The following is a 13,694-nucleotide window of genomic DNA, read 5'->3' as shown; positions in this document are numbered from 1 at the left end:
ATTTTAAAATAAATCTTGAATTCGAGATAATATGAGGTGAACGGTATGTTTAGAAAAGTTGATCATAAAAATATGGGAAGAGCAAATCACGGTTGGTTAAATACACATTTTCATTTTTCCTTTGCCAATTACTATAATCCTAATAACATGAACTTTGGTGCATTACGTGTAATTAATGATGACTTAGTAGCACCGCAAACTGGTTTTGATATGCATCCACACCGCGATATGGAAATCATTTCGTACGTTGTAGACGGTGCTTTAACACATGAAGATAGCATGGGGAACCGCGGAACAATTGAGCGAGGACATGTTCAATATATGAGTGCTGGCACAGGTGTATTTCATAGTGAGCATAATTTAGGAAATGAAACACTACGTTTATTACAAATTTGGATTTTACCAGACCGTGAGGATCATAAGCCAAACTATGGTGAGTTTAAATTTGATTGGAGCAAGCGTGAAAACGAATGGTTCCATATGGTATCTCCATTAGAAGGCGGGGCACCAATTCAAATTCATCAAGATGCGAATTTATATTCTTTATCGTTAGAAGCAGGAAAAGAAATTCATTTTCCAGTGAAAGAAGGCCGTCAATTGTATGTTGTACAAATTGAAGGTAGTAGTGTAATCAATGGTGAGACACTTGTTATGCGTGATGCAGCAGAAGCGATTGAAGAAGATATTCATATTGAAGCGAAAGAGCAATCACACTATTTAGCAATTGAATTGAAAAAGCAATAAAATGTTTATAAAAAAGAGGACGTCCGATAGGATGTCCTCTTTTTTTGAGTGGAATTGTCAGAAAAAACTTTCTCAAATTTTAGGGAAAGGTATCCACTTGAAAAACAAGAATTGTATAAAAGTGTCAAAAATCTTTATGGGAATGGGGAATGTTATAGTGAAAAAGAAAGTCATTTCATCAGCATTAGCGTTAACTGTTATCGCCGGGGGATTTGGAACATTTGGAGCAACGACAACGAAAGCGGAAGAACAAAAAATTCAATACCATCAAGAATTTAAAACGCCTGCATACATAGGTGAAGAATGGAAAGCACCGGAAGGATTAGATAAAAAAGAGACGGTCTTTCAATATTTAGAGAGTAAGAAAGATATGTTCAAATTAGCAGGAAATATTGATAAACACTTTAATGTCGTTGGGGAAGAAAAAGATGCTGAATCCGGTACAACACACGTGAAGCTAGTTGAGAAACATAATAACATCCCTGTGTATGGTTCAGATCAAACTGTTACACTAGATAAAGAAAATAATGTAAAAGCATTCTTCGGACAAGTTATTCCGAATTTAGAGGATAAAAATATTCCTGCAGCTGCAAGTATTAGTGCAGAACAAGCAGAAACAATTGCAAAGGCAGATATTGAAAAAGAAGTTGGTAAAGTAAAAAGTTATGACGGTGTGAAAAAAGATTTATTTGTGTATGAAAAAGATGGAAATTACTATCTTGCATATTTAGTGAAAGCGTCGATTTCAAAGCCAGCTCCAGGGTATTGGCATTACTTTGTTGATGCGACAAATGGAAATGTGATTGAGAAATATAATGCTGTAGATAACATTACTGGATTTGGTTACGGCGTATTAGGTGCTAGACAATCATTTGAAATTGCGCAAGATACGAAAACAGGACAATTCAACTTGTTTGATGGTAAACGAGGACAAGGTATTCATACATTTGATGCAGAAAATATGAATGAAAACTTGTTTAATTTATTCTCACAATGGCTTGGATATACAGGAGAAGAAGTTGAAAGTAAATCTAAGTTCTTCGAAGATAAAGCTGCAGTTGATGCGCATGTAAATGCAGGAAAAGTATATGATTACTACAAAAAGACATTTAATCGTAACTCTTTCGATGATAAAGGCGCGAAGCTTATTTCGACTGTTCACGTAGGTACAGCTTGGAATAACGCAGCTTGGAATGGTGTACAAATGATGTATGGTGATGGCGATGGAAAAACATTCATTCCATTATCTGCTGGACTAGATGTTATCGGTCACGAATTAACGCATGCTGTAACTGAGCATACAGCAAATCTTGTTTATAAAAATGAGTCAGGTGCGTTAAATGAATCGTTATCTGATATTATGGGTGTCATGGTTGAGAAGAAGAGCTGGGATTTAGGTGCTGACATTTATACACCTGGAAAACCTGGTGATGCACTTCGTTCTCTGAAAGATCCAGCATCTATTCCAAATCCATTAAAACCAGGTGAAGGTTACCCAGATCATTACAATAAGCGCTACACTGGAACAGCTGATAATGGCGGCGTTCATATTAACAGCAGTATTAACAATAAAGCTGCATACTTAGTATCTGAAGGTGGAGATCATTACGGCGTGAAAGTAACAGGGGTAGGCCGTGAAGCGACAGAGAAAATTTATTACCGTGCTCTTACGAAATATTTAACTGCAAACTCTGACTTTAAGATGATGCGCCAAGCAGCACTTCAGTCAGCTGAAGATTTATATGGTAAAAACTCTAAAGCTGTACAAGCTGTAACGAAAGCTTACGATGCAGTAGGCGTAAAATAATAAGAGAAAAAGACCTGACTAAGATGTCAGGTCTTTCTGTATTTAGTCGCGAATACCTAATGCGATTTTCGCCATACGTGACATACGTTCTTTAGACCAGGGCGGATTCCATACGACATTTACTTCTATTTCATTGACTTCAGGTACGTTCGTTGATAATACTTTTTTTACGTCTGATACAATTTGCCCAGCCATTGGACAACCGATAGAAGTCATAGTCATCGTAATGACAGCATTATTATTTTCATCTGCTGTAACGTCATAAACTAATCCAAGATTAATAATATCAACACCGAGTTCAGGGTCAATAACAGCTTCTAAGTTTGCATATAACTTTTCTTCAAATGCTTGTTGTGACATGTGTAGCACCCCCTACATATTAATGATATCGATTCTCATTATAACGGATATATGTATAAAGTGCAGGAAATGAGCTCAAAAAAATATTCCTCTTGGAAGAGGAATATCTTTGGAATGGCTATTCAGTTTTAAAATGTGATACGAGTTGATCTAATTCTTCAACTGTTTGTTTCATTTGTTTAGCTGTTTGTGTCATCTCATTCATCGTAACGACTTTTTTCTCAGCAGATTGTGCTGTTGCCGCTGTTTCACTAGATACTTCAGTCGAAATAGAAGCGATGTTATTCAGTGAAGCGTTCATTTCTTCAGCACTTGCAGCCATTTCTTCAGCAGTTGCTGAGATGTCTTGCATTTGAGTAGATACTTTATTTACTTGCTCCACAATTGTTGTGAAAGAATTGCCAGCTTCACGAATGACATGAATGCCTTCAAATGCTTCAGAACGCCCTTGTGACATCATAGAACTCGCAGTTTCAGTGTCTTGTTGAATTTGATGTAGTAATTGGTTAATATCTGTTGCAGCAGTTTTAGATTGTTCAGCAAGTTTTCTAACTTCGTCAGCTACGACAGCGAAACCTTTTCCTTGTTCGCCAGCACGAGCTGCTTCGATAGATGCATTTAAAGCAAGTAAGTTTGTTTGTTCCGCGATATTAGAAATAGATTGTACAGCTGTATCAATATATTTCGTGTGGGTGATTAGACGTTCGACCACCTCTGACGTAGCATTTACAGCGTCGTGTATTGTTGTCATTTGTGAAACGGATTTTTGAATAACAGTATTTCCATCGTTAGCTTGTTCAGATGTAGCTACAGCAAGTTCAGTTACAGATGTGGCAGATTCAGCAATGCGCTGAACACTTACTGCCATATCGTCCATTGCAGTTGAGCTTTCTTCCATGCTAGCGGCTTGTGATTGAATACTCTCATTTAAGTTGGACATTGTGCTTTGAACTTTTATTGTTGCCTCGCGTGATATATTCGTCTTTTCTAGCATGTTTTCAGAAGCGTTTTGTACTTCTACAGATGTTTTTTGAACACGATTAATGATATGTTGTAGGTTTTCTAACATTTTATTAAATGATGTTGCGATCGTACCAATTTCATCATTACTGTTTACTTGTAGGCGGGCTGTTAAGTCACCTTCTTGAGATGATAATTCTTTTAGTTTACTATCAATTTGTTGAATTGGTTTTACAAGTTTACCAGAGAACCACCATGCAAGAATCATAGCTACAATAATACAAATAACAAGTGATAAGAAAACAACATATTCAATTTGTAGTGAAGATTGATCAATTTTTTTAATAGATTGATCACGTAACTTAGCTTGTTCATTACTGTAATTTGTGAAGTCACCAATTACTTTATAAACAGTACCATTTTCTGCATAAGCTACTTGCAGGGCCTCTTCCCACTTTTGTTCTTTTGCAAGAGGGAAAACTTTTTCTTCAATAAATTTTCTCCAAGCCAATCCTGATTCCATTGTGCTTTTCACAGATTGAGAAAGATTAGGATTTGAAAGAAGCTCATCCTTCTTATCTTCAAGAAGTTTACTCATTTCGTTAAATTTGTCAAATTCAACTTGATCATGTTGTAATAAATAACCTCTTAAAGCAGAGAGCTGTACTTGATAAGCATCCCCGCGCTCTTTTAATTGTGTTGCTAGAGGAGAAATTTCTTTTTGTAATGCTTCAGCTTGACGAGATTGATCAATGGCAAAAAATAAAATAAAAGCTAAGGCGATTCCAAATAAAGCGCAAATCGTTCCCATCATGAACATTAGTTTTTTTCGAATGCTAATAAAACTCATATAATAAAATCCTCCTTTGTGAAATCATAGTATTAGAATTAATTAATGTAAAAAATTGAAAGAAAGCTTTACTCCGTCTGGAATAAAGCTTTCTTCTTTCCTTTAGGAATTATAGCAGACGGAATGAGAGATAGAAAGAGATATTTTAAAGTGAAAAAAGAGAGATTGTAAATCCCTCTTTTTAATAGTTTGGAACTTCTAAAAATATAAATGAAAGTTTCGCTTTAAATGTTTGTTTTGAAATGAGAAACGAGAACTTCAAGTTCTTGCACAGTCGTTTTCATTTCAGATGCTTTTTTAGCAACGACACTCATTTTGTTTACTTGGTCACCAGCTGAAGTTGCTGTTTGTGATGTTTCGGCGGCAACTTCATTTGAAATAGAAGCGATGTTATTTAAAGCTGCGTTCATTTCTTCAGAACTTGCGGCCATTTCTTCAGCAGTTGCAGACACCTCCTGCATTTGTGTAGAAACTTTGTTAATGTGGTTAACAATTTCTGAGAATGAAGATCCAGCAGTACGAATGACTGTAATGCCTTCAGAAGCCTCTGATTGACCTTGCGTCATCATTTCATTTGCTATTTTTGTATCTGCTTGAATTTGATGAAGTAAATGGTTAATATCAGTTGCTGCTAGCTGAGATTGTTCAGCAAGCTTTCGTACTTCATCGGCAACAACAGCGAAGCCTTTTCCATGTTCACCAGCACGAGCCGCTTCAATGGAAGCATTTAAAGCGAGTAAATTCGTTTGTTCCGCGATATTAGAAATAGATTGAAGTGCAGTATCAATATGATTTGTATGTGTAATGAGTCGTTCTACTACTTGTGATGTAGCGTTCACAGCTTCATTAATGGTATGCATTTGTGTAATAGATTTCTCAATGACTTTATTCCCACTATCAGCTTTTTCTGAAGTAGTAACAGCTAGGCTAGCAACAGAAGAGGCGGATTCTGCAATACGTTGAACACTCGTTGCCATATCGTCCATTGCAGTTGAACTTTCTTCGATGCTGGAAACTTGTGAACGAATATTATGCTCAAGAGCATTCATAGTCTCTTCAGTTTTGGCGGTATTTTCCATAGAAGCAGTTGTTTCGATAAACACATTTTCAGATGCTTCTTTTACACTTGTTGATGTTTGTTGCACTTGTTTTATTATACGTTGTAAATTAGCGAGCATTTGATTAAAGGAATTGGCGATATCACCGATTTCATCTTTACTCGTTACATGCAATCTAGCAGTTAAATCACCATCTTGCGAAGCTAATTCTTTTAATTTCTCATCAATTTGTCGTATCGGTTTAACGAGCTTACCAGAGAACCACCATGCTAATAAAATAGATGTTACTGTACATGTAATAAGTGAGAAGAAAATAATATATTGAATAAGGGATGAAGAAGATTCTACGTCAGCAATTAATGCGTCACGTTTATCATTTTCTTCATTTGCATATTTCGTAAAACGACCTAAAAGGTCGTTTACGTAATCAGTTTGAGCTAAAGCGATTTTAGATGCTTCGTCCCATTTTCCTTCGCGAGCGAGAGGGAGGACTTCATTATCTATGACGCTTCGCCATTTTCCGCCCATTAAAATGGCTTCTTTCATTTCTTCCGAAAGTTTTTTATCACTGGTTACTTTTTCTCTCGTATCAGCTAGTTTTTTTCCTTCTCGGTTGAATTTATCCAATCCTTTTTGATCATGTGACAGTAAATATTCTTGTAAACCAGCAACTTGTGCTTGGAACCAATCGCCACGTTCTTTTAAAATGGTTGCTCTTTTGGAAACATCATTTTTTAACGTTTCAATTTCGCTCGCTTGGCTCATAGCGAATGAAAGAATAACAATAAGAGCAATGCTAAATAAAGAAGAAATGCTTAAGAGTGTGAACAGTAGTTTTTTTCGAATACTAACATATTTCATCGTTACCCCTGCCTTTTAAAAACTGTTTATTATAATTTATAAATATTTAGAGCAGAATTAATAAAAACATCATTATGAAGTTATTAATCTGTTCAATAAAAATTATAGCAGATAATGGAATATGGCAGATTCATATGAGTAAATGTTCTTAAAATGTATACATTTGCATATCAAAAAATTCATAAATAAAAATAAGAAATGCTATTGTAATTTGAAATAACATCATGTATACTTCTAATTAGTTGATAACGATTATCAGTATCAACTAAAGACATTACTCTTCGTTATGTTGGTCATACCCCTTTTTGACGACGTAAGTCAGAGACGAAATGTTGAAATATCTTGTGTCCTATTCTACAGAATTATGGTAATCTCCAACCTCAACTTATATGCGTGAGCATGCAAAAAGGATCCTATCCGTGAAGGGATCCTTTTTTGCATGCTGTCGCAATTAATGTATAGAGACCTGGCACACGCTCTTCCATTCCTTCCGATGCAGTAGAAGGGAAGACCCATCTTTGATGTGACCCGTGTTCTTCAACTAGTTTTTCAATTTTAAAATGTTCTTCGGCAAGTGTTGTAATGATTTCTCCTAACGTCCAGCGACGGATGGTTGTTTTAGGTAACGATTCTTTCTGCACTTCTGTAAGAAGAATGCTATAAGCAACATCCTCTTCAATTAATTCTTTATCAAAATAATTTCCATTGGCCTGAAATGATGGGTGGTCGACTCCTAATAATTTCGTGTAAACAGGATGATAGTCACGAAGGATCAGCATTCCATCTTCTTTAAGTAAAGTAGCAATTTTTTGAAAGAGCGGTTTTAAATCTAAAAAGTAATGGAGTACACCAAGTTCCAGCAATACGATATCAAATGATTGTGAGAGCTGTACATGTAATACATCAGAAACGACATACTCGATAGAGACATCTGCTGCTTCCGCAAGTTCATTTGCATATTTTGCATTACTTGCTGAAATATCAACAACTGTTACGTCAGCTCCTAAAAGAGCGAGAGCAACAGCTTTATTCCCTTTTGATCCAAGTAAATTAATAATACGTTTTCCTTTCGGAGATTGTATGTAAGGTAAATAGTGATCTACCTCACGCATAGGGTCTTCTATGATTTTTTTCGCATAATCAGCTGGTGCCCCGTGACGATTCGTCCAAGCTTCATAAGCAGCTGCATTCCAGCTTTTTTCATTACGTGTGCTTAGTTGTTTTTGATTCAATCATATCACTCCTTTTGTGAACGTATAGGTATTCGGCGGGAAGATGAGATTTCCTGTTTTTCTTGAGTTAAAGTTTGATTTTTCTGTTATTAAGTCGTAAAATACGTGTTATATACAAAAGCGTTGAAAAGGAAAAGTAGGATGAACACATTCTTTCCAGAGAGCTTCGGTAGCTGAGAAGAAGCAAGAATATTCATTTGAACAATGGCCTTTGAGCTTCGTCCTGAACTTATCAAATGATAATAGTAGGCGGCGACGAGAGTTGGTACTCGTTATCAAAACCACAGTATAAGAGCATATAGCTCCGTACTTGTTAAGGCTAATTATGTGAGTAATTGGCGAAATAAGGTGGTACCGCGACTGTTTATACAGCCCCGCCCTTATCTTTTTTTAGATAAGGGCGGGGCTTTTTATATTTTAAAGGAGGAATGTAAGATGAGTATTTTTATTGGGGGCGCTTGGCCGTATGCAAATGGTTCGTTACATCTTGGACATATTGCGAGTTTGTTACCTGGTGATATTTTAGCACGTTATTACCGGGCAAAAGGTGAGAATGTGTTGTATGTTTCGGGAAGTGATTGTAATGGAACACCAATTGCAATTCGGGCAAAACAAGAAGGTGTGACGGCGAAGGACATTGCTGATCAGTATCATGAAGAGTTTGAGCGATGTTTTCGTAGCCTTGGTTTTACGTATGATTGCTATACACGTACAGATAGTGAGCACCATCATGAAACGGTTCAAAATGTTTTTTTACGTTTATTAGAAGAGGGACATATTTATAAAAAAACAGTGGAACAAGCATATTGCGAAACGTGTACACAATTTTTACCTGATCGTTATGTAGAAGGGATATGTCCGCATTGCCATGAAGCAGCAAGAGGAGATCAATGCGATGCGTGTTCAGCTATTTTAGATCCACTCGATTTGTTAGAAAAGAAATGTAAGTTATGTGGTAGTACACCATCCGTACAGGAAACAGAGCATTTCTATTTTGCATTGCATACATTTCAGGAGCAAATCAAAACGGCTGTAGAAAACGTCAAACAAACAGGAACATGGCGCGACAATGCGATTCAGCTAACAGAAAGATATGTAAAGGAAGGGTTACAAGATAGGGCGGTTTCACGAGATTTACCAATCGGGGTACCAATTCCAGTAGAAGGGTATGAAGATAAGAAAATTTACGTGTGGATTGAAGCAGTGACAGGCTATTATTCAGCGAGTAAACATTGGGCTGAAAAAACAGGGGAAGATGATCAAGAGTTTTGGGATAGCGAAGCGAAAACATATTATGTACACGGAAAGGATAATATTCCGTTTCATTCCGTCATTTGGCCAGCGGTATTGCTTGGAATAGGAGAAGGGGCAATTCCTCGTCATATCGTTTCAAATGAATATTTAACAGTGGAAAAAAGAAAATTATCTACAAGTAAAAACTGGGCGGTATGGGTGCCTGACATATTAGAACGCTATGATCCAGATTCTATTCGTTACTTTTTAACCGTCAACGCACCAGAAAATCGTGACACTGACTTTTCATGGCGGGAATTTCTTTACAGTCATAATAGTGAATTGTTAGGGGCATACGGAAACTTTGTAAACCGGACATTAAAATTTATTGAAAAGTATTATGGTGGTATCGTGCCGAAGGGAAGTATTGATGTAGAGCTGAAAGATAAAGTAGAAGGATTATATAAACATGTAGGAGAGGCGATTGAGCAAACTAAATTTAAGGTAGCGCTAGAATCAATATTTGATGCAGTACGTTTTGCAAATAAATACTTTGATGAGAAGCAGCCTTGGAAACAAAGGGAGGATAATCCAGTTTCATGCGAAGAAACGATTTATAATTGTGTGTATCTCATCGCTAATTTTGTAAATCTTCTTGAACCGTTTTTACCATTTTCAAGTGAAAGAATTAGAAACACATTATCGATTGTGAACCGAAATTGGGAGCCTCAACATACGTTGCCAAGTAGAATTGATAGCGTGCAGCCACTATTTGAACGGATTGATGTGAAACAAATTGAGCATGAGGTAGAGAAATTATATGGAGCGGTAAAGTGAGATAGAGAAAAAGACCTTTCAAGTAAATGAAAGGTCTTTTGTTATGCAGTAGGATTCTCCTTCTTATCCTTTAAGAAGAACAGCACAGCAAGGATTACGAGAATAATAGCTGCAATATCATATGTTATTTTGAATGTGGTATTAAAGTTTAAGTACTCCACCAAAGGGGTTTTGACTGCTCCAGAATATATGCAAATAGGAATGACGAGCACATCGTAAAATTTCTTTTCTTTCATATATCTTATTAGGAAGAAGATACACATAATGGCAAAAAAGGCTACGCTTAAAATAGTCATTTATACCTCCAAATAGATTTGAAATTATACCACATTGTAACTTTATTTCCATTTATAAGCAATTTAATATTTTTAAGCACTATACACGCGATTACGTTTTTTTTCTTTCCTAGCTGTAAGAAGTTGAGGAGTGAAAATCCCAAGTAATATAACGATAATCCCAATCCACTGCATAAACGTTACGACTTCATGTACAAGTGTAATAGAAGCGATAATGGCTGTTGGTAATTCAGCTGCACCTAGTATTGTACCAAGTCCTGTTCCTACTTTCGGTACGCCAATTGAAAAACAAATGACAGGTACGACAACACCGAACAAACCGAGGAAGAAAGCATATTTCCATAGGCCAGCTTGCAGGGCACCATCTGTTAAAAAGGTTGGTGGGAAGAATAGGCATACGATAAGCGTAGCGCTTGTTGTCATAAGAAAACTTTTCGTATAAGGTGGAACTTCTGTAGCGACACGCCCGCTTGCAAAAACATAGAATGAAAAGGAAACAGCGGCTAATAGACCAAAGATCATACCTTTCGTGGAAAAGTTTTGTCCGAGACCTTCAAAGACACCGCCTGCAAACAATGTTCCAGCAAATAAAATAATGATAGATATAACTTTCTCACGGCTTGGAAATGTTCGGTTTGCAATTGCTTCAATAACGACACCAATCCATGTGAACTGGAAAAGTAGGACGACAGCGATAGATGCTGGTAGTTCTTCTACAGAAATAGCGTAGAAGATACCGGTCATACTCATCGTTGTACCAACTGTTAGTAAGGAAAAGAATTGCTTTTTTGTTACTTTATGACGTGAAACGAAAAGAACAAGCAGGAGAAGACCAATCCATCCGAAGATATATTGTCCTCCTAATAGTTGATGTGCTGAAAATCCATTAATGAATCCGAGTTTGAAAATAGTTGAAAGTACGCCGTAGCTACAAGCTCCGAATAAAACGAGTAATGAATACTTAAATTTCTCCATGAAAATCCTCCTTTTACATAATAAAAAACGCCCGCTATCCAAATAAGGATAACGGGCGAACGAAACAGAGTCATATACTCTACAAAATTCCGCCACTCATACGAAGTATGAATTTGGGATATGAAATTGTAGTAGGTTTTTACATTGCTTTTGGGAATACAATAGAACATTTTACACCTTGAGGCGTGTTTTGTATACCATAAGGAAATTGATGTTTATCTAGTATTTGTTTTACAATGTATAACCCAAGACCACTACCTTGTACTAAGCCGTGTTTGTCAGGGTTTGCGCGATAGAATGGCTCAAATAAATGAGCAAGTTTATCCTCATCTATTTGTGAACCTGTATTTAATACTTCTAATGCGTAACCGTTTGGCTTTTCATAAAGCTTTATATATACATGCTGATGGTCAATTGTATAATGAATTGCATTTGAAATAATGTTAAAAATGGCAGTTTGAATAAATTTAGGATCAGCTAAAACTTGTACATCTTGTTTAATGTTAGATTGAACATTTAACTGCTTTACAGATACGAAATAATCTACTTTCTTCATAACATCCTCAATAATATTAGTTAATGAGATAACTTTTAAATCAGGTTTAAATTGAGGGTTTTGTATTTTGGATAATTCCGACATTTTTTCCGTTAATATGTTAATGTCTTGCATCATTTCATAGGAACGTTTTAAATATTTATCTCTATCTTTATAAGCTCCAATTCCGTGAATCATGCCATCTAGTTGTCCCATAACGGCTGCGATTGGTGTTTTTAATTCATGGGAAACCATAGACATAAATTCTTTACGAGATTGTTCTAATTGTTGTTCCTTTTTGAGTTCATTTCTTAAATCTTGATTGCTTGCATGTAAATTCTTCACTATATTTGGTATTTGTGAAGCAGCTACTTGTAAATTAAAATCTGTTTGATCTGCATTTTTGTTGAGTAGCTTTTTATCTGAGAAATCAAGATTCATAATATCTTTTAAAGCATCACTCATATATTGAAAAGGTTTAGCAATTAGTTTTGCATAAATTAAAGATCCGAGCAGAGAGAGTGCAAGCATTGTTGCGCCAATATGTGGAGCTAATTGCTGCAGTACATCTGTTAATTTTGGATTATCTTGTGCATCATTTGCTTTACTTGCTGCATTTTGTTTATGTAAGGCATCATTAGTAGCGACTTGCTTTTCCGTTTCTGTAAGTGGAGCAGAAGCGCTATTTTTCCCCGAAATATTTTGAGTATGTTCTTTTGCTTTTGCAGTTTGGCTAGGCTGCAAAAGGTGATTGATAGCTGTAGAGAGAGAATTATAATCTATAATAGCAGATTGGAAATTAAACATGTCCCCCTGTGATACAGCTTTATTTTGATTCGTTTTACTTTGATCGTTTTGTTTATCTGAATCCGCTTGTTCTGTAGTATGCGTTCCATTTTCTTTCGCAAAACGTTCTTTATCGTAGTTTGAAGCTAAGAAGTAAATAACTTGATAAAGACAAAGTGATAAAAGAATACAAAATAATAAGGTTTTGATGAAAATATTTTTGGTGATGTTGTCTTTGCTACGATTCGATTTTGTAGCCAATGCCTTTCACCGTTTTAATATAAGGAATTCCTAATTTTTTTCGTAAGTTTTTAATATGTGTATCTATAACTCTTACATCACCATAATGTTCATAGCCCCATACCTTATTCAACAAATCACTTCTTGATAATACTTTTCCTCGATTTTGCAGTAAAGTATAAATAATTTCAAATTCTTTTGTTGTCAATTCAATTTGATTACCATGAACATAAGCGGCGTATGCTGTAGAATTTAACATCAATTCATGGAATTGTAGTATAGTCGCAGCTTCGGCTTCCTTCGTTGCTGCCCTTCTTAATACAGCTTCTACACGTTTAATAAATACGGTGTAATGGAACGGTTTCGTAATATAGTCATCAATACCTAATTCAAATCCTTTAATTTCACTTTCTTCATTATGTAAGCCTGTTAACATAATGATTGGTACATCAGATTGTCCTCGCATAATTTTACAAATACTATAGCCATCTATATCTGGTAACATCACATCAAGGAGGACAAGATCGTATGAATTTTTTTGGAAAAGAAGTATACCTTCTGTCCCAGCACCAACGACATCAACAGTAAAGTTTTGTGCCATTAGAAATTCACGAATTAGTTCTTGTATATCTGGGTTGTCTTCAATCACCAGTATATGCGTCATAGTAACACCTCCTAAATAACGCTTTTAACTGCAATATTCGAATTCATCATTTTTTCGATGACTCAGATTGTTTATACATATAATAAGCCCCTGCCATAAAATAATCATGAAAGTAGCAAGGGGAGTTGTTTAGTGAAACTGAATATTTAAGAATTACAGTAATTCTATTATAGTATGTATTATAAAATTTATAAAATATTATAACTGTATAATTTTAATATCCATGTTTATCAATGTTTGGATGTTACCTAACACA

11 protein-coding genes and 1 other annotated feature are annotated in these 13,694 nt (G+C 35.7%); of the genes, 3 read left to right on the top strand and 8 right to left on the bottom strand.

The window, feature by feature from the left end; genetic code table 11:
• Positions 1-45: 45 nt before the first annotated feature.
• A complete protein-coding gene (locus EGX95_RS24035; protein WP_000488944.1) occupies positions 46-744 on the top strand; it encodes a pirin family protein in 699 nt (232 codons plus the stop codon).
• Between the two features lie 157 nt (positions 745-901).
• The gene (gene nprB, locus EGX95_RS24030; protein ID WP_014298040.1) at positions 902-2,551 is read left to right on the top strand and encodes a neutral protease NprB; all 1,650 of its coding nucleotides are present in this window, start codon (positions 902-904) and stop codon (positions 2,549-2,551) included.
• Positions 2,552-2,593: 42 nt separating this feature from the next.
• Here the strand turns inward: nprB and EGX95_RS24025 are convergent, their stop codons facing one another.
• The 4 genes from EGX95_RS24025 to EGX95_RS24010 form a co-directional block, all read right to left on the bottom strand.
• Positions 2,594-2,911 carry a metal-sulfur cluster assembly factor gene (locus EGX95_RS24025; RefSeq protein ID WP_000082521.1) on the bottom strand — a complete coding sequence of 106 codons (318 nt, stop codon included), beginning with the start codon at positions 2,909-2,911 and terminating at the stop codon, positions 2,594-2,596.
• Between the two features lie 118 nt (positions 2,912-3,029).
• Complete coding sequence (locus EGX95_RS24020; RefSeq protein ID WP_000008427.1) at positions 3,030-4,721, bottom strand: methyl-accepting chemotaxis protein; 1,692 nt, start codon at positions 4,719-4,721, stop codon at positions 3,030-3,032.
• A gap of 224 nt (positions 4,722-4,945) precedes the next feature.
• Complete coding sequence (locus EGX95_RS24015; RefSeq protein ID WP_000878467.1) at positions 4,946-6,640, bottom strand: methyl-accepting chemotaxis protein; 1,695 nt, start codon at positions 6,638-6,640, stop codon at positions 4,946-4,948.
• A gap of 413 nt (positions 6,641-7,053) precedes the next feature.
• Positions 7,054-7,872: a class I SAM-dependent methyltransferase gene (locus EGX95_RS24010; RefSeq protein WP_001072271.1), complete on the bottom strand. Its 819-nt coding sequence runs from the start codon at positions 7,870-7,872 to the stop codon at positions 7,054-7,056.
• A gap of 114 nt (positions 7,873-7,986) precedes the next feature.
• Positions 7,987-8,257 (top strand) — a binding site (T-box leader).
• 50 nt (positions 8,258-8,307) lie between these two features.
• Between EGX95_RS24010 and metG the strand changes: the two genes are divergently transcribed.
• On the top strand, positions 8,308-9,942 hold the full coding sequence (gene metG / locus EGX95_RS24005; protein WP_000021549.1) for a methionine--tRNA ligase: 1,635 nt from the start codon (positions 8,308-8,310) through the stop codon (positions 9,940-9,942).
• 41 nt (positions 9,943-9,983) lie between these two features.
• On the opposite strand, the gene EGX95_RS24000 is transcribed toward metG, so the two are convergent.
• The 4 genes from EGX95_RS24000 to EGX95_RS23985 form a co-directional block, all read right to left on the bottom strand.
• Positions 9,984-10,238: a hypothetical protein gene (locus EGX95_RS24000; RefSeq protein WP_000154156.1), complete on the bottom strand. Its 255-nt coding sequence runs from the start codon at positions 10,236-10,238 to the stop codon at positions 9,984-9,986.
• A 72-nt stretch (positions 10,239-10,310) separates the two neighbouring features.
• Positions 10,311-11,213: an EamA family transporter gene (locus EGX95_RS23995; RefSeq protein ID WP_000410507.1), complete on the bottom strand. Its 903-nt coding sequence runs from the start codon at positions 11,211-11,213 to the stop codon at positions 10,311-10,313.
• A gap of 139 nt (positions 11,214-11,352) precedes the next feature.
• Positions 11,353-12,795, bottom strand: a complete 1,443-nt coding sequence (locus tag EGX95_RS23990) for a sensor histidine kinase (protein WP_000201974.1) — start codon at positions 12,793-12,795, stop codon at positions 11,353-11,355.
• Complete coding sequence (locus EGX95_RS23985; protein ID WP_000148833.1) at positions 12,773-13,438, bottom strand: response regulator transcription factor; 666 nt, start codon at positions 13,436-13,438, stop codon at positions 12,773-12,775. Before EGX95_RS23985 ends, EGX95_RS23990 begins: the two co-directional genes overlap by 23 nt.
• Between the last annotated feature and the right edge of the window lie 256 nt (positions 13,439-13,694).

The sequence above is a fragment of the Bacillus sp. FDAARGOS_527 genome (genome assembly GCF_003812125.1).
Lineage (GTDB): Bacteria > Bacillota > Bacilli > Bacillales > Bacillaceae_G > Bacillus_A > Bacillus_A paranthracis.
Note: the sequence above shows the minus strand (reverse complement) of the source record. Positions and strands in the feature narration are given on the sequence as shown.